The 23,589-nt window shown below is 63.3% G+C and carries 14 protein-coding genes; 9 read left to right on the plus strand and 5 right to left on the minus strand.

What is annotated here, in order from left to right:
* Positions 1 to 43: 43 nt before the first annotated feature.
* Together GE027_RS10940 and GE027_RS10945 are read left to right on the plus strand one after the other, a co-directional pair.
* Positions 44 to 607 carry an ECF-type sigma factor gene (locus GE027_RS10940; protein ID WP_153557233.1) on the plus strand — a complete coding sequence of 188 codons (564 nt, stop codon included), beginning with the start codon at positions 44 to 46 and terminating at the stop codon, positions 605 to 607.
* The gene (locus tag GE027_RS10945; protein WP_153557234.1) at positions 604 to 2,946 is read left to right on the plus strand and encodes a serine/threonine protein kinase; all 2,343 of its coding nucleotides are present in this window, start codon (positions 604 to 606) and stop codon (positions 2,944 to 2,946) included. Before GE027_RS10940 ends, GE027_RS10945 begins: the two co-directional genes overlap by 4 nt.
* Before the next feature lie 23 nt (positions 2,947 to 2,969).
* Here the strand turns inward: GE027_RS10945 and GE027_RS10950 are convergent, their stop codons facing one another.
* Positions 2,970 to 3,374: a TraR/DksA family transcriptional regulator gene (locus tag GE027_RS10950; RefSeq protein WP_153557235.1), complete on the minus strand. Its 405-nt coding sequence runs from the start codon at positions 3,372 to 3,374 to the stop codon at positions 2,970 to 2,972.
* 491 nt (positions 3,375 to 3,865) lie between these two features.
* Between GE027_RS10950 and GE027_RS23065 the strand changes: the two genes are divergently transcribed.
* The 3 genes from GE027_RS23065 (at position 3,866) to GE027_RS10965 (ending at position 10,857) form a co-directional block, all read left to right on the plus strand.
* Positions 3,866 to 7,543, plus strand: a complete 3,678-nt coding sequence (locus tag GE027_RS23065; RefSeq protein ID WP_153557236.1) for a hypothetical protein — start codon at positions 3,866 to 3,868, stop codon at positions 7,541 to 7,543.
* Positions 7,544 to 7,621: 78 nt separating this feature from the next.
* Entirely contained in the window at positions 7,622 to 8,338 is a 717-nt protein-coding gene (locus GE027_RS10960) for an ABC transporter ATP-binding protein (RefSeq protein WP_153557237.1), read from the plus strand.
* Positions 8,339 to 8,340: 2 nt separating this feature from the next.
* Entirely contained in the window at positions 8,341 to 10,857 is a 2,517-nt protein-coding gene (locus tag GE027_RS10965) for an ABC transporter permease (protein ID WP_153557238.1), read from the plus strand.
* 177 nt (positions 10,858 to 11,034) lie between these two features.
* Here GE027_RS10965 and GE027_RS10970 read toward each other — a convergent pair whose 3' ends face one another.
* Positions 11,035 to 12,879 carry a serine/threonine-protein kinase gene (locus GE027_RS10970; protein WP_153557239.1) on the minus strand — a complete coding sequence of 615 codons (1,845 nt, stop codon included), beginning with the start codon at positions 12,877 to 12,879 and terminating at the stop codon, positions 11,035 to 11,037.
* 259 nt (positions 12,880 to 13,138) lie between these two features.
* Here GE027_RS10970 and rplM point away from each other — a divergent pair, with 259 nt between their 5' ends.
* Entirely contained in the window at positions 13,139 to 13,594 is a 456-nt protein-coding gene (gene rplM / locus GE027_RS10975) for a 50S ribosomal protein L13 (RefSeq protein WP_153557240.1), read from the plus strand.
* A gap of 44 nt (positions 13,595 to 13,638) precedes the next feature.
* The gene (gene rpsI / locus GE027_RS10980) at positions 13,639 to 14,052 is read left to right on the plus strand and encodes a 30S ribosomal protein S9 (RefSeq protein ID WP_153557241.1); all 414 of its coding nucleotides are present in this window, start codon (positions 13,639 to 13,641) and stop codon (positions 14,050 to 14,052) included.
* Positions 14,053 to 14,467: 415 nt separating this feature from the next.
* On the opposite strand, the gene GE027_RS10985 is transcribed toward rpsI, so the two are convergent.
* Positions 14,468 to 15,892: a hypothetical protein gene (locus tag GE027_RS10985; RefSeq protein WP_153557242.1), complete on the minus strand. Its 1,425-nt coding sequence runs from the start codon at positions 15,890 to 15,892 to the stop codon at positions 14,468 to 14,470.
* A gap of 93 nt (positions 15,893 to 15,985) precedes the next feature.
* Complete coding sequence (locus GE027_RS10990) at positions 15,986 to 16,375, minus strand: DUF6384 family protein (RefSeq protein WP_153557243.1); 390 nt, start codon at positions 16,373 to 16,375, stop codon at positions 15,986 to 15,988.
* 241 nt (positions 16,376 to 16,616) lie between these two features.
* On the opposite strand from GE027_RS10990, the gene GE027_RS10995 reads away from it, so the two are divergent.
* The gene (locus GE027_RS10995; protein ID WP_153557244.1) at positions 16,617 to 17,867 is read left to right on the plus strand and encodes a cell surface protein; all 1,251 of its coding nucleotides are present in this window, start codon (positions 16,617 to 16,619) and stop codon (positions 17,865 to 17,867) included.
* A 98-nt stretch (positions 17,868 to 17,965) separates the two neighbouring features.
* Here the strand turns inward: GE027_RS10995 and GE027_RS11000 are convergent, their stop codons facing one another.
* On the minus strand, positions 17,966 to 19,558 hold the full coding sequence (locus tag GE027_RS11000) for a sulfatase family protein (protein WP_153557245.1): 1,593 nt from the start codon (positions 19,556 to 19,558) through the stop codon (positions 17,966 to 17,968).
* Positions 19,559 to 19,819: 261 nt separating this feature from the next.
* Between GE027_RS11000 and GE027_RS11005 the strand changes: the two genes are divergently transcribed.
* Positions 19,820 to 23,566 carry a serine/threonine-protein kinase gene (locus tag GE027_RS11005; protein ID WP_162006680.1) on the plus strand — a complete coding sequence of 1,249 codons (3,747 nt, stop codon included), beginning with the start codon at positions 19,820 to 19,822 and terminating at the stop codon, positions 23,564 to 23,566.
* Positions 23,567 to 23,589 lie beyond the last annotated feature (23 nt).

The following is a 23,589-nucleotide window of genomic DNA, read 5'->3' on the forward strand; positions in this document are numbered from 1 at the left end:
GTCCCGGGCCGCGTTTCCCGTTGACGTGTGCTTGAGTCACCCGATGGAATCGGTAACCGATAATTTGCTGAAGGCCACTCGAGGTCAGCCGCGGGCCGCCGACGAGCTGTTCACGGCGATGTACGACGACCTGCAGCGGATGGCCGGCCGGTTCATCGCCAACGAGCCCAATCGCAATCGTTTGACCAGTTCCTCGCTGGTCCACGAAGCCTATATGCGGATGATCGATCAACGCCGCGTGGATTGGCAGGGCCGAACGCATTTCTTCGCCATCGGGGCCCGCGTCATGCGGCGAATCCTGGTGGATCATGCTCGCCGTGTGAATTCGCAAAAGCGGGGCGGCGGTTGGTCACGCGGTACGCTCGATGAAAGCGTGACCTTTCAACTGGAACGCGACGAAGACGTGTTGCTGCTGGACGAGTTGCTGAGCAAACTGAAAGAACTGGACTCTCGCCAAGCCACCGTGGTGGAGCTGAAGTTCTTCGGAGGGCTGGCGATGAAAGAGATCGCCTGCGAGCTGGGTACCAGTCTGCGGACGATCGAGAAAGACTGGACAATGGCCCGGGCGTGGCTGCGACGCGAAATGAAACGGATCATCGACTCGTGACACCCGAGCAGTACGCGGTCGTGCGGCGATTGTTTCACCAGGCGGAAGCCTTGCCCGTCGGCGAGCGCCGAGCGTTCGTTGACGGGCAAACCACCGACCCGGAGCTGCGTTCTGAGGTCCTGTCGCTGTTGGAATTTCACGATGCCGAAGCGGCCCGAGCCGAAGGCGGTACGGTTCGCTCTAAATCCGGACCGACCGTGGTCTCGCAGGGCACCGGCTCGCAGTCCTTGGCGGAAATGCCTTCGGCCATCCGGGTGGCCAAGGCCAGCGGCCAGGCGAATCGTTCGCTGCGGCGGCTGCGCACCTGGTTGCCGCTGTGGTTGCCCGTGCTGTTGGCCACCGTGCTGCTGCCCATGGTTTACGTCGGCGGCCGCCGGGCGGCGCAGCAACACCGTGCGGCTCGTTACGATCAACTGCAAAGCACTGCCGACGCGGCGGCGTTCGCGCTTCAGCAGTGGGTCGCGGCGAAACGGGCACAGGTCGCCGCGTGGGCCCAGGACCCGCAGCTGAGAGAACACGCCTTCGAACTGGTGCGGGTTGCCCGTCAGGATTCTCCCAGCCAGGATTCTCCCAGCGAAGATTCACCCCGCCAGGATCTGCTGGACAGCCCGGTCCGCGACCGATTGGCCGCCCACGTCGCCGCATTGGTCGGGGTGGACGTGCGCTATGTGTTCTGGAACCGAAACGGCACGACGCTGGCCAGTTGGTTGGAGGACGCTGGCGACATCGGAAACCCGATCTCCGCGGAGGGCAGCGCGGAGTTGTCGCGGGCCTTTGCCGGCGAGATCGTGATCCACAAACCGGACTACATCGAACAACCGACCAAGGGCTTCGTGCCGGCCAACGATCGCCCGCTGATGTGGTTGATGACGCCGCTTCGCGACGATAATCAACATCCACAAGCCGTGATGCTGATCCGAGGTATCGGCTTGTACGACGAGTACTGCGAACTGCTCCGCACGTTTTCGTTCGAGCGCACCGGAGGCGTCTATGCCGTGGACGACCGGGGTCGCGTGCGCAGCAAACTGCCGCCGCACCAACCGTTGGCCGAACTGGGTCTGTTGCCTCCGGAAACCCGTTCGCCCGTCAAGGTGCTCCGCGCCGGCGACCCCGGCCAAACGCTGCGTTCGAATCCGTCTTCAATGCAGGATCGTTCGACGTTGCCGTTGACGATCGCTGCCAGCCGAGCCGCGGCGAAACAGAACGGTCAAACCGTCTCGGCCTATCGGGATCACCGCGGTGTACCGGTCATCGGCGCGTGGCGCTGGGTGCCGGAACTGGAGGTGGGGCTGATCGTGGAGATCGAGGCCGAGGAAGCCTTTGCCCCACTGCACGCTCTTTACCGCTCGCTGTGGGCCGGCAGCGGCGTGTTGATCTTGGGGGCCGGCCTGGTTTCGCTGTTTCTGCAGCGTCAGTTCCGCCCCGACTCGCCGGCCGATCGCAATCGTTTTGGCCATTACGAACTGCTGGATGAACTGGGCAGCGGAGGCATGGGCGTCGTGTACAGGGCTCGCCATCAATTGATGAAACGCCCGGCGGCCCTCAAAGTGATTCGCCCCGACCGCTTGGACCAAGAGAGCACCCTGCGTTTCGATCGCGAAGTCCAGCTCGCCGCCGGCCTGCAGAGCCCGCATTCGGTTTCGGTCTTTGACTATGGCTGGACCAACGACGGACGAGCCTACTGTGCGATGCAACTGCTCGACGGCATCACCATTCACCAGGCGGTCAGCCGCGGTGGAAAGATGCCGCCCGGGCGCGTCGTGCACATCCTTCTACAGATCTGCGACTCCTTGTCCGAGGCCCATCAGTTGGGCCTGGTGCATCGGGACGTCAAACCGCGGAACATCATGTTGGCGGAGAAAGGCGAGTGCCGCGACTGGGCGGTCCTGTTCGATTTCGGATTGGCCAAACCCACGACGACCGATCATGAACTGTTCAAGACCCAAGAACGCATCTGGGCCGGAACGCCGATGTTCATGGCACCGGAACGTTTTCGCAACCCCACCGGCACCGATCCACGGTCCGACATCTACTCCTTGGGCGCAGTGGGCTATTTCATGCTGGCCGGCAGCGATCCCTACAGCGAGATCGATCCCAGCGGCCTCTTCGAAGTGATCCTCAGCTCCACGCCCCCACGGCTGTCGAAGCTGCTGGAGGATCCAGAACTCGAGTCGCTGGCCGATACGATTCATGCCTGTATGGCCAAGTCGCCGGAGCGCCGGCCGCAGAGCGTCGCCGAACTGTACGAACAACTACTGCGGCTTCGCGGGCGTTACCCCTGGACCCGGCAACAGGCTCAAGCTTGGTGGCAAGAGCACGGCGAGCCGGACAAGAGCTGAGCTCTCAAATCGCAAATCGCTGCTCAGGTCTCTGCCGGAGCATCTTGAAAGACACGGTTCCAGGCGGCTCCGGGCGAACGAACCTGCTCGGACTTACGCCGGCAATGGATGCAGTCGGTCGCGTAGGGCAAGGCTTGCAGACGAGCCAGCGGGATGTTCTTGCCGCACTCCTCACAAACGCCGTAGGAACCATCCTTCAGCCGCTCGAGGGCCTCGTCGATCAACCCCAGTTCGCGGCTCTCCGCTTCGACCAATTGGCTGTTGACCTCGTCCTGGGCCGTGTCGACGGCCGCATCCAACAGGTCGCCCGGGCCGGTGTCGCGCACCTCTTGCAACAGACTCAAGTCGCCAGCCAAGGCTCGCCGCAGCGCATCACGGCGGCGAATAAGAATATCCCGCAACTTGTTCAACGCTTCTTTCTTCGGCATGTTTCTACCCTCGTCAAAACCGATAAACACGGCAGATCTTTCGATCTACACCTGCCCAGACGCTGAAAACCCAAACCAGGTTCCCTGGAACGCCTCGGTCTCCGATCCGCTCCATTGACGCCTGGCAGGGAACTATACATCGCAGGAATTATTTTGCCGGCGACCATCCCCTGGGATTGTCTGCCGCCCTCCGGCCGGCGGACGCTAACCCGTGATCCGGAAACGAGTTACGCAGAAGACGGGGCCGTCAGAAAAGGTTTACGGAAATCGTGTGGCCGTAAAGGACAGTTAATGCCCGACCAACCGCCATAAACGACTGGCCGCTCACCGACCGGGGGGGTATTTGCCGAGAAAGCCTGCGGCGGCGAACGATTTGCCTAACCGGATCCAGTGGTAAAGGCCGAAACATAGAAATAAGTCTAGAAACCGGCCCAGAGCGGCCGGGGGGAAGGATCCCTCCCAGGCCCGAACGCTACGGCAGGAAGCAAATTGTGACAACCGACCCACAGCACGCAGAAGAATCGGCGAGCCAGCACCCGACCCGCGATGATCGGGGATGCCTGGAATTCCGCGTATCTCGCCCCGGCACGCCCAATCGGCGGATGCGGCTCAGCGGCCAACGCTACACCTTTGGCAATGGTTCGGGGTGCTCGATTCGGCTCGACGACCCCTCGCTGCGGGACCTGCACGCCGTGCTCCTGCGCGGTCCGGGCCGGACCATGGTGCGTGCCTACTCGGTGCCGATTCGCGTCAACGGGACGCGCACCAACGAAGCCGAGCTGTACCTCGGTGACTGCGTCGACATCGGTCAATACCGCTTCGAACTGCTCCGTGACGACCGCCGCGAGAATCTTCCCGGTGCCGAACAAGCGGACCACTCGGCCGAGGACAAACCGGCCGGCAACGATCCTGCCGCGGCCGCACCGACGGCCAAGGCCGATGACGAAGCGTTCTCCCGCTGCGATCCACCGAGCGCCGAGAGCAGCGGTCGGCTGAGCTTCGCCGACGGACTTCGCTACCAGCAATTCCCCGGTGCCGCAGCACAAAAAGCGCCCGAGCCGACTGCCGAAGAGCCGACTGCCGAAGAGCCCACCGCCGAAGGGCCGACCGCTGTCGAGGCTTGCGAAGAGCAGCCCACCGCCGATGAGCCTTGCGCCGAGGAGTCCGGTCACGACGATCGCGATTGGCAACCGCAGCGCCGCGATCTGCAGCGGCGCTATCAAAGCCAGCTGAACGACGTCCTCGCGCGTTTCGCGGCCACCGAGCGGCAGAGCCACGCGACCAACGAATCCGTCCTCCGCCTGCAGCAACAGCTGACCCAGGTAACCAACAGCCTACACGCCGCCAACGCGACGGCCGCCGAGCACGCCCAGCAGCGGAACGTCTTGGTAACGCAGTGCGAGCGGCTGCAATCCGAACGCGATCAGCATCAGCAGTCGGCCGAGGCAATGGAGCAGCGGCTGGAGCAGATACGGGACACCAGTGAGCAGGCCGCGCAGGAGGTTGCCGAAGCCGAACGACAACGCCGACAGGCGGAACTGCAGCGACAGGAAGCCATCGCCCAGGTGACCCACCTGACCCAGCAGTGCGCCGCCGTCACGGCCCAGCTGGAACAGTCGCGGCAAACCTGCGCCGAGATCCGCGCGCAGCGTGAACGTTTGGACGAGCAGCTCCGCGAGGTCTCCGCACAGCGCGACTCGGCGCTCCAGACGGCGGAACAGCACGCCCAGCGGATCGCCAGCCAAGAACAATTGATCGATGAATTGACTCAACAGGTCGATCGGCTGCAGCACACGGTCGCCGAAGCGAACCAAGAAGCCGATCGGCTGCGCGAGCAGTGCGCCGATGCCGTGGCGGCCGTCGCACGTCTGGAGCAACAGGTCCGCGAAGGCGAACAGGCGCGCCAAAACGACCGGGCCAGCTGGGAGGCCGAATCGGAAGAGTTGCGCGAGACGATCCAGCGGGTCAGCCAGGATCTGGCCCTGACCGTCGCCGACCTGTCCCAAAGCAACGCCAATGCCCAGTCGCTGCACGAAGAACTGCAGACCACACGCCAGAGCCTCGAAGAAGCCGAGCGGAATCTCCAGCAACGCCCCACCAACGATCAGTTGGACGTGATTCGCCAACGGCTCGAAGCCACCGAGCAGCAGCTGGAGCAATTGCGGACGGAGTACTCGCAGCAGGACGCCGCGGCCGAGGCGGTGGTCGAGACCGCCGAAGAAGCCGGGAGGGCCGCCGCCGATGAACCCCAGTGGCAAACCCTCGAACCAGCGACCAGCGGCGTCGAACAAGCGGCCGTGGCCGAGACGCCCCGGCCTCACGGCGAAGCGCCTCACGGCGAACCGCCTCACGGCGAAGCACCCTACGGCGAACCGCCCCACGGCGAACCGCCCCACGGCGAAGCGGCCCAGGACGAAGCGTCCCAGGGCCTGGCCTGCCAGGACGCAGCCTCCCAGGACGCAGCCTCCTGGGACGATGAAGACGCTTGGCCGACCTACGATAGCTCGCCGTCTGGCTCCGAGGTGCAGCCCGAGCAAGCCGCACCGTCCAGCACCACCGTCTCCGCCAGTGACCTCACCGAAACGACCGGCGCATTCGCGACCGACGCCTCGGAAAGTGCCGGTGGATCCGAGTCTTTCGTCGATTCGGCCGTCCCCGACGAGTTTGTCGGCGAGCATGCCGGAATCGAATTCTTCGACGAACCCGCCGAGGAACCTGCCGCAGAATCCAACGCAGAACAAACCGCAGAATTCCCCGCGGACGAGGTGAATCCCTGGGCGACGGCCGAGGGCGTGTTTCCTCCGGCCGATGCGTCCAGTGAAGCGGTGCCCGGTTCACTGGCCAGCCAACTGCTCAGCGAATTAGAGGGGGACGCTTCAGTAACCCCCAAATCGTCCGGCTTCGAATCGACCGGCCCCGAATCGACCGGCCTCGAACCGACCGGCTACGAATCAGCCGGTTTCGAACCAGCCGGCTACGAATCAGCCGCCCCCGAAGCAGCTGGCCTCGAACCGACCAGCTACGAACCGACCAGCTACGAACCGACCAGCTACGAATCGACCGGCTACGATTCGACCGGCTATGAATCAGCCGCCCCCGAATCGGCCGGTTTCGAATCGACCGGCTTCGAATCGATGGGTTACGAAAACGGTGGCTTCGACGACGCTTCGTCGTCTCTGCCCGCCGACGGCAGCTTTGCCAGCGAATTCGGCGAGCCCGCGTGGACCCCCGACCCGATGTACGACGAGACCGAACCGGCTGGCTACGGGGAAGCCGCAAGCAGTCTGGCAGCCGACGCTAGCTACGAAGCGGAAGGCGACGGCGCCGCCGACAGCGACGAGATGCACCAGGGCGGAGCGGACGGCGCCCAGGCCTATCAAACCGGCGACGAAACCTATCAGGCTAGCACCGAGCCCGCCCCCGAGCCCGAGACCGCCCAGCCCGAGCCCGAGCCCGAGCCCGAGCCCGAGCCCGAGCCCGAGCCCGAGCCCGAGCCCGAGACCGCCCAGGACGGCCCGTCGCCGCCTAGCGCCGAACCGTCACAACCGGCCGCCCAGGACGATCCGGCCGACGAGGATTCGATCGAAGCCTACATGAATCGGCTGCTCCAGCGGGTCCACGGCGGGTCGGCAGGCGGAACCACTGCCTCCTCGCCCCCGGCGGAACCCACGCCCGCCCCGCAGGCGGCCTACAACCCGGCGAGCCCGCAGCACGACGCCTCCGAAGCGGCCGCGCCGGTTGCTTCCGCCGATTCGGCCACCCAGCCGCCCGGCGCCCCGGCTGACGTCGCCCCCGACGCGCCCTACGTGCCGCGTTCCCAGGCGCCCGAACGCACCAAGAACCTGGCCGCGATGCGCGAGTTGGCCAATGTCTCGGCTCGCGACGCCATCCAACGCAGTGTCAGCCAACAGACTCACAGCACCGTGACTCGCAAGTTCATTCAGGCGGGCGTCAGCGCGATCGGGGCGGCGATCTTTCTGACCCTCAGCGACCTGCAACCCAACTGGCAATTGGTCGCCGCGGCCTGCTGTTTTATCTTGACCTTTTACTGGATTTGGGAGGCACTGCGAATTCGCATGCGGCTGCAGTTTGAACTGCGGGCTGCCAATCATCTGACTCAGGTTCCCGCCGGAAACGGGCCCCGCGAGGCCGACGAAACCCAGGCCTAGGCCGGCGGACCGATTCCCGCCGCCGAGGGCTTTGGTAACATGCAGCGATAACGAATGGGTCGCCTGCGGCGGGAAAGCATGAAGATTATCGAAGCCATTGATGTTACCAAGACCTTTGGGCAATCCTCCGTACCGGTCGACGCGGTACGCGGGATCCATCTGGAAATCGAAGCCGGCGAGATGGTTGCGATCATCGGACCGTCGGGCTCGGGCAAGAGCACGCTGCTGACGCTGTTGGGCGCGATCGATGCTCCGACCAGTGGCCAGATCCTCTTGGAAGGCACCGACGTTGCCAGTTTGGACGACACGGCCCGCACCACGCTGCGGCGGCGACGGATCGGGTTCGTGTTCCAGGCCTTCAATCTGCTGCCCACACTGACCGCAGTGGAAAACGTCGCCCTGCCCCTGGAGCTGGACGGCGTGGCCGAAAAGGACGCGCTTGCGCGTGCCGAGGCGGCTCTGGAAATGGTGGGGCTGCGCCCGCGTCGCGACCATCTGCCCAGCATGCTCTCGGGCGGCGAGCAACAGCGGGTGGCGGTGGCCCGGGCCCTGGTCATCCAGCCCGCGCTGGTCCTGGCCGATGAACCGACGGGCAACCTCGACACGGCCAGCAGCCAACAGGTCACCGATTTGCTGCGGGAACTGGTCGACCATCAGGGCCAAACAGTCGTCCTGGTGACCCACGACATCGAAGTGGCCCGCCGAGCCGATCGCATCGTGACCGTCCGAGACGGCCAGATCGACCACGACGCGGCACCGCTTGCCGATCACGACTCAACGCACAGCGAGCGCTGAACATGTTCTACTGGCGGATGGCATGGCGACAGATTCGCCGCTTCCCGGGTCGTTCCGCGGCGATGGTCGGTGGGATCATCATCGGCGTGGCCGCGGTGATCGCGGTCAGCCTGGCTACGCAGTCGACCGACCAAGCCTTCGACGCGATGTTCGAATCGATCTCGGGCCGCGCCGACCTGGAGGTCGCTTCGGCCGGCGGCGGCTCCTTCGACGCCGAGGTGCTGGAGCGAATCGCCGATACGCCGGGCGTCCAGCTGGCCTCGCCCCTGATCCAGCGACCTTCGATCCTGTACTTCGAGGATCAACGAGCGAAATTAATTACGCTGGGCATCGACCCCGAACTCGACCAACACGTGCATCCCCGCGAAATCGTCGCCGGACGTTCCTTGCGCGAAGACAAAGGCTTGCTGTTGGAAGCGTCTCTGGCCAACAGCATGGGCATCGAAGTGGACGACGCAGTCCAGCTGTTGACGCGTCGCGGCCTGATCAAGGCACGCGTAATCGGGCTGTATCGATCCTTGCAAACGGTCGCCACCAGCGGCGGAGCCAGCGTGTTGATGTCGTTGACCGCGGCCCAGTACGCCACCAAGATTCCAGGCCGGGTCAACACCATTCAGATCGTCGTCGAACCCGACGCCGATGTGGCCCAGGTGCAGGCGGCGATCGCCGCGGAGTTGCCCGAAGCCCTGCGGATCGCGCCACCGGCCGCGCGCAGCTCGCTGGCTAAAGAAACCGCTTACGCGACCCAGCAGGGCATGTTGACCTCGCGCGCGTTCTCGCTGCTGGTCGCCGTCTTGATCATCGCCAATACGTTCTTGATCAGTGTGACCCAGCGGCGGCGGCAGATCGGCATCCTGCGGGCGATCGGCACCACGCGGCGGCAGGTCGCCCGGATGTTGTACAGCGAAGCGATTCTGCTGGGGCTGGTCGGGGCGGCCCTGGGCTGGTTGGCCGGCAATCTGGGCGCGGGCTACCTGGCCCGCGCCATGGGAACCCTGTTTGAAACGGAGATGCCCCGTACCCAGTGGGATCCGATGTCGTTGTTGCCCGCGGTGCTGCTGGGCGTCGGGATCGCGCTGCTGGGTGTGTGGTGGCCGGTCCGTCGAGCCAGCCGTTTGGCGCCGACCGAAGCGATGCGTGAATCGGTGATCACGGATTTCCGCCGGGCATGGCGTTGGCCCACGCTGCTGGGCGTGGGCTTGATCATCCTGTGCAGCGGCGTGCTCTCGCAGAGTCTGCAAGGCAAGCTGCCGCCGATCTATTCGGCCTGGGCCGGGGCGCTGCTGCTGAGCGGGTTGGTGTTGCTGGTGCCGTTGGTGACGCGGCCGATCAGCACGGCGCTGTCTCGGTTGCTCCGCGGCGTGGTGCCGATCGAATCCAAGCTGGCGCTACAGCAATTGTTGCGGCATCACACCCGTACCAGTCTGACTATCGGCGTCTTGTTCGTAGGCCTGAGCACCGGCGTGGGGATGGCCAGTTCGGTGATCGACAACGTAGCGGACATCCGCGGTTGGTATCGCAAAGCGTTCGTCGCGGATCTTTTTCTGCGGGCGATGTCCCCCGACATGGCGACCGGCCTGGCGGCGGACCTGCCGGATGAGGTTGGCATCCAGTTGGCCGCTGTGCCCCACATCCGTTCCCTCGGCACCGCGCGCTTTGTGGCCGCCGAGGCCGCCGGCCAAAGCGTGATCGTGGTGGCCAGCGACCGCGCCGAACGCAGCGGGTCGCTGTTCGATCTGACCAGCGGCGATCCCAATGGACTGGCCCAGCGAATGGCCGAGGGTCAAGTCGTCATCGGCAGTGTGTTGGCTTCGCGCGCCGGGGGCTTGGAAGCCGGCGACAGTCTGGAAATCGAAACCGAACAGGGCCTCGAAACCCTGCCGATCGCCGCCGTAGCCAACGACTACATGGCCGGCGGCCGCACCGTTTACATGCAGCGTGATTTGGCCGAACGGTTGTTGGGCGTGGAGGGCGTCGACGCCTACATGATCAATGCCCAAGAAGGACATCTGGAAGCGGTTCGTCGCGACGTCCGCGCGATCGCCCAGCAGCACGGACTGTTGCTGCAAACCTTCTCGGACATCCAGCGCCAGATCGATGTGATGATGGCGGGAGTGGTCGCCGGACTGTGGGCGTTGGTGGTCCTGGGGTTCGTGGTCGCTGCGATGGGCGTGGCCAATACGTTGACGATGAACGTCCTGGAACAGACTCGCGAAATCGGGCTGCTGCGAATCGTCGGAACCACCGGAGCCCAGGTCCGTCGGTCCATTTTGCTGCAAGGCTTGATGATGGGCGTGATCGCCTTTGTCCCCGCCTTGGCGGCCGGTGTGTTGATCTCCTACCTGACGCACCTGAGCGCCGAACCGGTGGTCGGCCATCCGATTCCCTTTGCCATCCATCCCTGGTTGTTGGCCGGCAGCCTCGTGGGAGGATTGGTCGTGATCGTGGCCGCCGCCTGGTTCCCGGCCCGCCGCGCCGCTCGGTTGCCCCTGTTAAAAGCCATCCGGCACAATCAGTAGGCGGCGTTGCTGTTTTGCGATTTGCTGGCTCCGGCGGAATCTATGGTTGGCGTGGGGCGGTTAAATGCAATGTTTTCTCCCCAACCCCTCTCCCCCGAAGCCTGGCTCGCTTAGGCTCGCCAGGCTTCGGGGGAGAGGGGAGAAATCTTTTCTTCCCGCACATAGACTCTGCCGGCGTCAGGGCGAAGCCGGCGCTTGCATGCGTTCCAGCGCGGCTTTGGCGACGGCGACCGCGTCGGCGGCCCAGGGTTTGTCGGCATACAACGCTACGACCGCGTCGTAGAATTCGCGACGTTGATCCTCGGGCAGGTTCTCCGACGCCCACCGCAGCGAAGCGTTCAGGTCGTCGCCGCGAGCGGCCGTCGGTTCGGCCGGCGCGTCGGCCAAGGACTGCAGCTCGCTCTCGGCTAGGGCCGCCAAGCGTTTGGTCTGCGGGCTTCGCGGCAGCCCCTCGCGACCGTAGATCGCCAACCAGTGCTCGAGCTGCTGTCGAGCCGCAGCCGGGTCGCGGTCGCGCAGCAGCGCGGCTTCGAGAAAAGCCTGCTCGGGGGGCGGCAACTGAGCGACGCCGCCGGCGCGAAAGGCCTCCAGCCGCAGCCGACGAATCGTCGTCTCCACATCCAAGGAATCGGCGATCTGACGGACCTGTCCGGCTCGCGGGTCGTCGGGGTAGCGTTTCAGGAATTGTTCGACATCGCGCTTGCTGCTCGGCGTATCGCCGACGGCTTCGGCCGCTTGGATCGACGCGAACAGATCGTCGGCCGTGGGCGGGCGCAGCAGGTAGATCGTTGCCGCCACGATCGCAACCAGCAGCAGGCTCAGGCCCAGGATCGACAACCACTGCAGAAGTGGGTGTTGATCGTCGGTCGATCCGGCCAGCACGCTGCGGCGGCGTTCGGATTCGTCCACGGTGCGAAACGACGTATCCTTGGCGGCCATCGGTTCGCTCGCCGAATCGGGCATCATCGACGGCTCGGTGGGCGGTCGCCGGGGCACGCTCTGAGGCGCCGAAGCGATCGTCGCGTCCAGCGTGCACGCCTGGTCGGTCCCGCTATTAGGCTGGAACCGCGTGCCGGGACCGGGCGCGACAGCCGTATCGTCACGGACCACGTACTGGTCGTCGATTTCCAGGTCCGTGTTGTCGGTCGGGTCGTCGACCTTGGTGCCGCCGCTGTGGTCCGCGTCGGTTTGGGCTTCGCGGGCCTCCAACCCGCGCAACATCGCGCGCAGGCGATTGCCCACCACCAGGGCCGTCGGGGGGCGATCCTGCGGCCGTTTTTCCAGCAGGTGATGGACCAGTTCGGTCAGCTCTTCCGGGGTCTCGGGAACGATCAGGTCCAGGTCCACCGGCGTTTCCCGGCGGAGGGCTTCGATGACCGTCGTGATCGATTTGCCCCCAAACGGAGGACGACCGGCCAGGCAGGCGTACAGCACACTGCCCAGGGCATACAGGTCGGTCCGCGCCGTGATCTTGCCGTCGCCGGCCTGCTCGGGCGCCATATAGTCGGCCGTTCCGAGGACCGAACCGGCGGCCGTGTAGTCGCCTGCGCCAAACATTTTGGCGATCCCAAAGTCCACCAACTGGATCCGACCCTCGGGATGGATCAACAGATTCGCCGGTTTCAGGTCGCGGTGGATGATGCCCAGGTCATGGGCGTGTTTCAGAGCGGCACAGATATCGATTCCGTAGCGCAGCGTTTCCTGCCAGCCCAGCCGTTTGTGTTGTTTGAGGTGCTGCTGCAGCGAGGGTCCCTCGACGATGTCCATCGAGTAGAACAGCCGTCCGTGCTCCTCGCCGTAACCGATCAAGCGCACGATGTTGGGGTGGTTTAATTTTTTCAGCGTTTCGACTTCCACCGAGAAGCGGCGTCGGAAGCGTTCCGAATCGGCAACCCGCTCGGCGATCAGTTTGACCGCGACTTTTTCGCCGGTCTTGGCGTGGACGGCGCGAAACACCGATCCCATGCCGCCGGAGCCGAGTTTGCTTTGCAGTCGATAAGGTCCCAGGTATTGATCGGTCATCAGCGGCGGTGAGCTAGGGAGGTGGCGGTGGGGGAACTCCAATGATACGCGGAAAAAACTTGTCCGGTCGCGGCGTGCGTGAGGAATTTCCCGGGGAAAAGCCTGAATTTGCGGCCTTGTCCAAGCCGGACCTCGTCGATAAACTCTGTGATTCTTTCGCGAAGAAAGGCGTCGATCTGTTCTTAGACGGCTGGATTTGTTCGTAGGCGGCTGGCTTTTTCAGGCGTCTGTTAGTTCACAAGGGTACAAGTAAGCCACCATGGTCGCTCAGCGAAGTTACATGGCCAAACCGGGCCAATTAGAGAAGCGTTGGTACATTGTCGACGGCTCCGATCAGGTCCTGGGGCGTTTGGCGAGCGATATCGCGGTCGTTTTGATGGGCAAGCATCGCCCTGAGTACACCCCCCACGTCGACTGTGGCGACTTCGTCATCGTCACCAACGTCGAAAAAATCAAGATGACCGGCCGCAAGCTGGACGTTCGCCACTATACCTGGTACACGGGCCACCCCGGCCTGCGTCTGGAGAGCTACCGCGACCGTCAAGAACGCAAGCCCGAAGACCTGTTGCTGCACGCCGTGCGACGCATGTTGCCCAAGAACAAGCTGGCGTCGCAGATGCTGAAGAAATTGAAGATCTACACCGGTCCCGAGCACCCCCACCAAGCTCAGAAACCGCAAGTTCTCGAAGGCGCCGGCAAAGTCGTCGCTTCGTAATTCCCCCCTCCGCTTCGTATCCGCAAACCGTTACAAATCAAACGATGGTCGCTGTCAAAAAAGACAAAATCAATGGGGACGCACTGGGAACAGGGCGCCGCAAGAGCAGTGTCGCCCGGGTGCGAGTTCGTCCCGGTAACGGCAAAATTACGGTCAACCGTAAACCGATCGAAGAGTACTTCGTCAACGACCAACACCGCCGTGCGGTGACCGAAACCTTGGACGCCGTCGAGCACAGCGACAAGGTCGACGTGTTGGTTCGCGTCGCCGGTGGCGGCATGACCGGACAGAGCGGAGCGGTTCGCATGGGCGTGGCCCGAGCCCTGGTCAGCTTTAACGAAGAACTGCATGACCAGCTCCGCGAAGGCGGCTTCCTGACGCGTGACTCGCGCATGAAAGAACGAAAGAAGCCCGGTCTGCGTGGTGCTCGCCGAGCCACTCAGTTCAGCAAGCGTTAATCCCACGCTCCGCATCCAGCCAACCGACCAAGCCGAAAACGGGCCGCGTGCCGTTTTCGGCTTGTTTGCTGCGCACCGTTCCACGATCGCACCGTTCCACGATCGCACCGTTCCACAATCGCACCGTTCCACAATCGCACCGTCGACAACGGACGCGATCACGGAACGACCATGAGCCGTATGGGCGAACGCCCCGGTTTCTGGCTCTAAGCACGTCGGCATGAATCTTTCGGTGAAACCCCGCGACAACACCCTCCCGCGCAGCGGGAGGAACCGACTCTCCCAAAGGGAGAGTGATACCGAATTAAAGGCTGCGACGGGCTTAGCGTAGCCGAGCTCGCCAGAGATCGGCCCGAGGCGGCGAAAAGGCGACTTCAGCTACGGCCATACCCGAGGATTAAATTCTGACGCAGCACTAGCCGAGTTTATTTCGGCCTCGGTGGCTGGCCCGGCGAGCGTGTTCGCTGAGCGCCGAACCGGCGGCGGTCGCCATGGCGTGCGTCAACGTCTGTGTCAGCGGATGACCGGCGGCCTGGGACACCGGGCCCAGCGACGCAGGCCCGAAGCTTTGCGCCCGCCGCAGCTGCAGCCAAACCGATTCGATCGTCGAGTGCCCTTGCCGAAAGCTATCCAGCGCACCGGCGATGTCCAGCGAAGGCTGAAATTGACTGCGTCGTGATTCGTAGCCGGCGGCACGAAACCGCTGCAGCAAGCGGCCGATCTCTCGCAGTTGGTCGTTCAACGCTTTTAACCGGTCACGACGCTGCCGGTACTGCTGCTCCAGCTGTTCCGCTTCGACGTCGATCCCCTGCAGTCGAGCGACGATTTGGTCGTCGCGGATTTGAGGCGTTTTCTCGGCCCGCTGGGCTAACGTCTGTTGATCCATGCCCTGCAGCATCCCCCGAAACAGTTCCACGGCCTGGCCGTAGTACACGCCCCGGGAATCCTCTACATCCAACAGCTCGGTCCGGAGCGCGTCGGCCCGTTGGCTCAGTTCGTCCAGACGCTCCACCACGGCGTTGCGTTCGGCTTCCGCGGTTTCTACCTGAGCGCTAACCGCGGGCAACCCGATCTCGTGGGCCCGGGCGTCACGCTGCCGCTCCAGTTCCTGCATGACGGTTTCCAGATGGCAGCGATCCTCGTCGATCACCTTCTCCATATGCTTGGGCGTATCCCGCAAAAACTCGTAACTCTGGCGAGCCCGCTGGTACCCGATCAGTTTGCCGACCCAGCGGTCCATGCGTCGCGCAAATCCCCGTGACTGATAGGCGGGGGTGCCCAGCCCGCGTCGGTACAGATACTGAAACAAGCTGCTCTGTTGGTAGGCGGGCAATTTCTGCGCGGCATCCTCTTGGACTTCGGCCAGTCGACCTTCGGCTTGCTCCAACGCGGCCTCGGCGGCGGCGGCCTGCTTGGCCAGTTCGGAGAACCGCTGGTCGCCCGTCAATCGGTCGAGCAACTGCTGGCTCAGCTCCTGCTGGCGTTGCTGCAGTTGATCCAGCTGTTCGTCGGCCCGTTCGAGCGCCGTCTCCTGCTGCTGTTGGTTGTGTTCGAGGTCCCCCAGTTGCAGCTGAAGTCTCGCCGTATGCTCTTGCTGGCGGAGCAGCACTTGCCGCATGTCGCTGCGGACCTCGTGCCACGTGCCCTCGATCGCCTGCTCGGACAACTCGGGCAAATAATGTTCCGCCAACGAGGCCAGGGTCGCTTGCCGGTCCTGGTCCAGGCGTTCGCTTTCGGCTCCTTCGGCTGCCACATGACCGCGCAGCTTCTCCAGGTCGGCCTGGACCGTCTGGTAGGCGAGTAACAGCTGGCGATAAATGGCAGGTCCGGAATGGGGCATGCGACGCGGCAGGGCGAAAAGGAAAGGTTGGGAAAGACGACAAATCGGCGGCGGCAGGCGCAGGCGGGGCGGCGAGTTGGCCGGATGACGGGGTCAGAACAGCGTGGCGATCAACCACCACAGCGCGGCCGTGCCGCCCACCGCGGCGATCGCGAGACGCGTTCGCCAGATCCAGGCATAGGCGGCCACTCGGGACCAGCTGGCCGGTGGGTCTCGGTACACATGCAGGTTCTGGAAGTACTGGTCGATCGCCGCTTCGATCTCCGCCTCGGTGACCTGGTCGCCGGACAGGCGAGCGGTCCGAACCAGTTTCTCACGCAGCTCCGCACGCACTCCGCGACGAGCGAACATCTTTTCCGCCGTCGCCCGGTCGCGTCCCATTTCGCGAGCGACGTCCATGACCCGCAACATCTCATTGAGCGTCATCTCTTCGCCCGGCAACGCCGGCGCGGTGGATCGCTGAGTTTGTTGAGCTTGAGACATCGATAACCTGTCGTAGAGGATGATCGCCCACGGCCGCTGCCGCTGCCGGTGGACAAAAAATCCAGCACCGTCGCCAGCGGTTTAATTTACCGCAAGCCCAGCGGTTTAATTTACCGCAAGCCCAGCGCGGTGCGACACCAGGCTCGATTTTCCTGGGCACGGGAACATGTTAGGCTACCCCCACCAGGACAATGCGTGTTCTTGGCTCCTGTTTGCTTTTCTTCCGGAGACGTCTCGAGCGATGACCGAACAAGCGCAGCAACCCGCCCCCGATCCCGCGGCAGAAAACCAACACACCCCGGCTCAAGATCAGTCGGCTGGAGGTGGTTCGGGCAACATGCGGCAGTATCTCGACCGTGCTTTGGACGTTTTGGAAAAGTTCGGCGTGGCCGATCAGGACGAGAACACTTCCGAACTGATCCACCTGCTCGAAGGCGTCAAGCACCTGGACGAAAGCAAGGTGCTGGCGATCGCCGATGTGATCAAGCACATGGGCACCTTCAATCGCTTGGTTCGCGAGAACGTCGAAAACATCAAGGTCGGTAACCGCTACATGGAGATCACGCAGTTATTCGACAGCGTCCGCGAAGACAGCAAGATGTTGATCGCCCAGCTGGACGATGGCAAGATTTCCGGGACCGAAAAGTTTCAGAACTGGTGGATGAAGATTCGCCGCGGCACGCCTTCGGATCGCTTTGAGAAAATCAAAGACGTCTACGTCGAAGTCTCCAAGGACACCAAGGAAGCGTTGGAGAGCGAAGACACGATCATGGAGGGCTACATCGACTTTCGCTTTGCACTCAAGGAAGCCGAGGTGTTGGCCCGCGAACTGCTCGATTCGCACACCCCGATGCTCGAGGCGGCTCGCAAGGGCTTGGGCGACGCCCAGGCCGAACTGGACAACTATGCTGGCGACGAACAGAGCGAACGCTCGCGGCTGGAACTGGCTCGGGACGAAGCTCGCCGCCACTTCCAGCAGGAGGATCGCACGTACCAGTTGCTGAAAGACATCGCCGAGAACCTCCAGATCGGCTACGACGTTGGCGAGACATTAATCACCAAGCTACGGCAGACCCACGATGTCAAAGAACGCGTGTACCGCCGCGCCGTGACCTTCTTTACCACTAACGAGCACGTCTTCACGATCCTGGGGACGGTCTACACCAGCCAACAGGGCCTGCACGAAGTCACGCAGGCGACCGAGGCGATGAAGGAAGGCGTCAACAAGGGGCTGGAGGATGTGGCCAATCTGGGCCGGGAACTGGAACGAGCGGCCCTGCGAGCCGGATACGGTTCGACGATCAATCCGGAATCGGTTCAGAAACTGGTCGATGCGATCAGCGGGTTTCAGATCGAATCGCTGGAAATGATCACCGAACTGCGCAAAGAGAGCGAGCAGAGCACCAAGCAGATTCGCAGCGCGGTCGAAGAGGGCAAACAGAAGTATCAGCAAACCCTGGCAAAATTCGCTCGCGGCGAACCGCTGCGATAGACCGCGCCCCGCCGTAGCCGCGCCCCGCCAGAGTTTGGACGATAATGAATTGCGTCCCTCCCCCAAAGTTTGGCGACTTCGGCTACGAGGTTGCGCGGCTACTTCAGCGGGCCGGACATGGGCGGCGTTTCGAAGAAACAGCCCTCGCCGACCAAACGCGGATCGTCGGTCGCCCGCAGCGTTTCCATTAAACGGTTACGCAGCTCGACCAGCGTGCCGCTGTACTGCGGATCGTTGGCCACGTTGTTCATCTGATGGGGATCGCGCCGCAGATCAAATAGTTCTTCCCGCGGACGTTTGCCGTAGGCGTGCGCGAAGAACGGCTGCACGCCGGGATCGCGGCGATGGGAAACGATCCAGGCCTTGGTCGGGCCCGCGTCTTCGTCGGGGAGCGTCACGAACGTCTGATTGGTCAGCTCGTCGACGCTCGGCTCCGGTCCTTCCTCCAGCCGATAAGGATCTCCCAGCGGGTAGCGATCCGGTTCGAAGTTGATCACCAACAGATAGTCCTTGGTACGGATGGCGCGTTGCGGATAGGGCAGGTGGCCTTGGCGAGCTTGGGCGACGTGTCGTTCCCGTCCCATATAGACCTGCGTCCGATTGGCATCGACCAAGCCCTCTTCGGAGCTGCGCAGGGTGGGCCACAACGTCCGCGCCGACATCGCGTCGGGAACCGCGACTCCGCCGGCTTCGAGAAACGTCGGCGCCAGGTCCGGCAGAGACACGAGGTCCGAGACGACGCGGCCGCCGGTGACGCCCGGTCCGGTGACGCTGAGCGCGACCCGGGTGCCAAAGTCGTACAGGTTGCACTTGCCGTGCGGGAACCCGGCGGGTCCGTGGTCGCCCGAGACGACGATCAGCGTATTGTCGTATTGGCCGTTGGCTTTGAGTTCCTCGACCAGCACTCCCAAGGCCATATCGAACGCCTGAACTTCGCCCAGGTAATCGGCGAAGTCCTGGCGGACGGCATGAACGTCGGGCAGGAAGGGCGGCAGCTTGCCTTTCAAGCTGTCCGGGTCGATGCCCCACAGGGCTTTACCAGAACCTTTGATCCATTTGCGATGGACGTTGGTCGGTCCGAACCAATAAGCAAACGGGCGGTCCTGTTGCGCCTTCAACATGGCGCGGAAATTTCCCCGCACCTGCTCGCGCATCTGCTCGCGCGCCTGTTCGATGGTCTTGCCGCCCTCGATCATCCGCGTCGCGGTTTGTGAGAATCCGTTAAAGCTGCTCCCGGCCGGCGCGTACGCGTTGGCCCTCTGGCCGTACGGAGCGTTGGCCGGGCGTCCCGGTGACCAAACCTTCCAGGTGTAGCCGATGTGGTAACCGCTGTCCTGCAGCAACAAGGGCCAAGCCGGCAGGGAGTCGTCCCAAACCGCACCCTGCAGGATCGCCGCCGTACCGGTTTGCCAGAAGTGGCGACCCGACAGCAACGAACTGCGGCAGGGCGTGCAGGAGGGAGCGTTGACAAAGGCGTTCTCAAACAGGACGCCTTCGCGAGCCAGAGCGTCGAAGTGGGGCGTCTGCACCGCGTCGCTCTCAGTACCCGGACCGTCGACTTCGGCATAGATGCTAGCATGCCGGCCCCAGTCATCCGCAAAGGCAAACAGGATGTTGGGGCGGTCCTGAGCGCTGAGCGTGCTCCAGCCGCTCAAGCACAGGCTGATGAACAGGATCGAAAATCGACGCATCGATGGGTTCTCCGCAAGACGGTTGGGCGGGGGGGCAAAAACTTCACGAGCATTCTAGTCTAACCAACGGTCGGCACCTCACCCCCGTACCGTCTGATGCCCGCCGGGTGAGCGGGGGGCACGGACGCCGCATCGAAGGGCAATTTGGCTTTATTTGTTCACAAGTGGTACAACAGCTTCCCCCGCAACAGTTAGACTACGATCCAGCAATGTTCAGTCGCTGGGGCAGAATCCCTGGCATGATCTCGGGAGAACCAATTGGTGGGCAGCGGAGCCGATTTCGACGACGACCACGACGACCACAACGACGACGACGAGTTCCGGAAACATCCCTTTGAACGGTTTCCCATCGGAGATGAACTCGGCGACGGGACGGCGGTCTATAGATCCAGCGAGCTGGATACCGATACCGGTCTGAGCGAGGCGCGGCGGGTCCGTCGGGAAAGCCCTTGGCGAGTCGGTTCGATCGTCGCCGGACATCGCATCACGGGACTTTTGGGCGAGGGCGCGACCGGAGCCGTCTACAGTGCGCTCGAACAGGAAACCGGAAACCGCGTGGCCTTGAAGGTCCTGTTTCGCTCCGACGCCAATACGCTGAACCGCTTGAAACGCGGCTTCCGTGCGTTGGCCGAGGTGTGGCATCCGAACCTGGTGATGCTGTACAAGCTGTCCCAACACGAGGATCACTGGTTCATCAGCATGGAGCACATCGATGGGCCGCCGCTGCTGCAGGCGATCCAGGCCGAGGGCATCCGCGATCCCGAGAGTTTTTACGAACGACTGAACGGCTTGCTCCGCGAAGCCGGCCGCGCTCTGCATACGTTGCACTCCAATCAACTGGTCCATCGAGACATCAAACCCAACAACATCCTGATCGATCACGAGGGCAAACTGCGGCTGATCGATTACGGAATGGTCGGATCCTTCGACCCGGTCTGGGACCCTGATGGGCACCGAGCGTATGTCGCCGGCAACCAAAAATACATGGCTCCGGAAGTTCTGATGAAGCAGAACTACCCACCGGGCAGCGATATTTTCAGTCTGGGACGGGTGATTTCCAAACTGGCGCGCACCGCGCACCCCTATGGAAATTTGGTCCGCTTGGACGAGGACCGGTTGTTGCCGGTGGACGCCCCACGCCGGCTGGTCAAACTGATTCGGCAGATGTTATCGGTCGAAGTCTCCGCTCGGCCCACGGCGTGGGAGGTCGTCTCGACGGCCAGCGGTGCGTCCGAAGCGACCCAGTCGACGTTGGTGAACCCGTGGCACCTGCAGATTGTCGGTCGCGACGATTCGATGCAGCAGGCGCGGCGTTGGCTTTCGCGTCTGATTGCCGGTCAAGCCACACGTTTGCACATCACGGCGCCGCCGGGGATCGGAAAGTCGCGTTTCCTGGCGGCGATCGCCGAACAACTGAAGGAGCACCGATGGTTGCAGGTCTTTGAATCCCGCTGCCGTCGCCGCGAAGAGGTTCCCCTGCAGGCGTTCGACGAGATGATCGACGCCCTGGCACGTCGTTACGGCACGGCGACGTCCAGCCTGCTGGAGCTGGACCCGGTCAGCACCCAGATCCTGCGGGTCGCCTTTCCGGTCCTGCGCAACGTCCTGAAGATGGCTGGCGAAGTTCCGCGAAAGAACTCCTTTGGACAGGCCGAAGCCAATGACGCTTCGGTTCGTCTGGCCAGCCAAGTGTGCCGTCACGGGCCGGTTATTTTGATCATCGACGACCTGCAGTGGGCCGACCAGGACAGTCTGGCTTTGATCCAGCGACTGGAAACCGAAGTCGAGGGCCTGTTCGGGGTCATCACCGCCTCGCGCGACGACTTCCAACCTCCCAACCTCTCGCCCGCCGATCAACTGAATCTTCGGCCGTTGACCGTCGACGAATCGACCAAGATGCTGCGCAACCATCTGCTGATGCGGCGGATCGAGTTGCCCGAGGAGGTCGTTCAGCGGATGGTTCGCATGGCCGGTGGTAACTGTCATCACTTGTTGCAGCTGGCCGCCTGCGTGTCGGCCTTTACCGCCGAGGAACTTGCGGAGATTTCGGCGAGCGGCGTCCTGGATCTGGAGCAACTGTGGCAGCGTCGCTTTGCCCGTTTGACGAATTCCCAGCAAACCGTTTTGACCCATGTGGTCGCCGCCGGCGGGCCGGTAGACATCGGCGACGTGTTGCAGGTCAGCCGGTTGGGTGAGTCGGGGCGACAGGCGGTGGCGGGGTTGTTGCAAGAGAACTGGTTGAACGAACGGGAACAGACTCATCACATCGAGATTTTTCACGATACGATCGCCGAGGCGTTAATCGATTTCTTGCCGGCCGAACCGTTCCGAAAAGCCCACGCGGCTTGGGCTGAGCATCTGATCGCATCGGAAAAAGATATTGCACCGGCGCATATCGCCGGACAATTGATCGCGGCCGGCCAATCCAGCCAAGCGACCTCGTATGTCGTCGCTGCGGCCGAGGATGCGATGCAGAAGTACGCCTTCGGCGAAGCGGCTCGCTGGCATCACCGAGCCGCCCAGTTGCTGTCCGGCGGCGAAGCGGTCAAACACCTCCGCCTGGCCGCTCAAGCATTCTCCACAGGCGGACAATCCGCCAAAGCGGCCGAAGCCTATTTGGAATTGGCCGCGCATCCCGACGAGCCGCTGTCGGATCGCGCCCGGGGCATGGCCGCAGAGTTTTTTCTGCGGGCCGGCGAAATCCACCGCGCACGCGACGCCACGGCCGATCTGGCCCGGCGTCTGGGCTTGCCGCAACCCAAGCCGCAGTGGCTGAGCAAGTGGCGGATTTTGAAAAATGTCATGATGCTGCGGGCCAGCGGCGGGTACCGCCTGCCCAAGCCCGATAAGGCCAGCAAACGCAATCGCGAACGGGCCCGAACCTGTTTTCGTATCACCCGCGCTCTGACCGTCTACGACAATATCTACAGTGCGGAATTGCTGACGACCGGGCTGCTGAAACTGGACACCTTCGACACCTATGAAGACTGCATTCACAGCGGCGCCGCCTACGTGGCCTTTGGCAGTTACGACGCCGGCTGGTGGCGCCGCGACGCCACTCGCCTGCTGGCGGAGATACAGCAGCAGTGCGAACAACACGCCAGCCCCGAGGCCCTGGCCCATACGATCAATGCCACGGGTTACCATCACTGGTTCTTGGGCGAATTTGCTGAAGCCCAGGGGCCGCTGGAAAAATCGTCCAGCCTGTACCGCCATCAGTGCAACGGCATGGTTTTCGAAAGCGTCCATGCCCTCCTGCCCCACTTGGCGTCGTTGTTTTTCCTGGGCCACGTGAAAAAGTTGTTAGAGCAGACGCATGCGATGATCCGGGACGCACGAGACCGGGACGATCAGTTCACGCGGCATGTCGCGACCACGGGCTTTGCTGCCAGCGCCCTGTTGTTCCTGGACCGGGTACGCGAGACCAAACGCTACAACTATGCCTCTGCCGCCCCGGGCCGACGCACCAGTTGGCAGTTTTTTCATTCGCAGCAAACCGTTGGTCTGGTGCTGCAAAAGATGTACTCGGGCTACCCACAGCAAGCGGTGCGACTGTTGGATCTGCACCGGCAAAATTTCTCCCGCAGCGGTTTTTTCCGCCTCCAAGTCGGACGGGTGTGGTGGCTGTGGCTGCGGGCCAACGCCACCTTGCAGGCGGCTGCCAAAGAGGACTGCGAAGACCGGCCCGCACAGCACCGATCCGCCACCCACTTCGGCAACGTCTTGTGCCGCGAATCCTTGCCCGTCGCCCAGCTGTTTGGCGATTTAGTTCTGGCTCGAATCGCCGAGCGCGAACAGCGCAGCGACGAGGCCCAGCGACGTTATCTGTCCGCCTTGCAGGCGGCCGAACAGCAACAACTGGAACCCTTCCGGTTGATCGCTCAGGACGGTCTGGACGCGCTCGGCGGCAAGGCCCAAGACCCGTCTCGACTGCAGCAATTCCTCGCGGCGGCCCACGTGCAGGACCCCGTCGCCAGCGAACGACTCTACACCGTCAACCGCCCCTAGCTGAAGTCGCCAGACTTTGGAGA

The organism is Roseimaritima sediminicola (genome assembly GCF_009618275.1).
In the GTDB taxonomy this organism is placed as follows: Bacteria; Planctomycetota; Planctomycetia; order Pirellulales; family Pirellulaceae; genus Roseimaritima; species Roseimaritima sediminicola.

Coding starts and splice junctions, on each gene's coding strand:
- GE027_RS10940 (WP_153557233.1), top strand. CDS start 44: ATGGAATCGGTAACCGATAATTTGCTGAAGGCCACTCGAGGTCAGCCG.
- GE027_RS10950 (WP_153557235.1), bottom strand. CDS start 3,374: ATGCCGAAGAAAGAAGCGTTGAACAAGTTGCGGGATATTCTTATTCGC.
- GE027_RS10960 (WP_153557237.1), top strand. CDS start 7,622: ATGAAGATTATCGAAGCCATTGATGTTACCAAGACCTTTGGGCAATCC.
- GE027_RS10965 (WP_153557238.1), top strand. CDS start 8,341: ATGTTCTACTGGCGGATGGCATGGCGACAGATTCGCCGCTTCCCGGGT.
- GE027_RS10970 (WP_153557239.1), bottom strand. CDS start 12,879: ATGACCGATCAATACCTGGGACCTTATCGACTGCAAAGCAAACTCGGC.
- rplM (WP_153557240.1), top strand. CDS start 13,139: ATGGTCGCTCAGCGAAGTTACATGGCCAAACCGGGCCAATTAGAGAAG.
- rpsI (WP_153557241.1), top strand. CDS start 13,639: ATGGTCGCTGTCAAAAAAGACAAAATCAATGGGGACGCACTGGGAACA.
- GE027_RS10985 (WP_153557242.1), bottom strand. CDS start 15,892: ATGCCCCATTCCGGACCTGCCATTTATCGCCAGCTGTTACTCGCCTAC.
- GE027_RS10990 (WP_153557243.1), bottom strand. CDS start 16,375: ATGTCTCAAGCTCAACAAACTCAGCGATCCACCGCGCCGGCGTTGCCG.
- GE027_RS10995 (WP_153557244.1), top strand. CDS start 16,617: ATGACCGAACAAGCGCAGCAACCCGCCCCCGATCCCGCGGCAGAAAAC.
- GE027_RS11000 (WP_153557245.1), bottom strand. CDS start 19,558: ATGCGTCGATTTTCGATCCTGTTCATCAGCCTGTGCTTGAGCGGCTGG.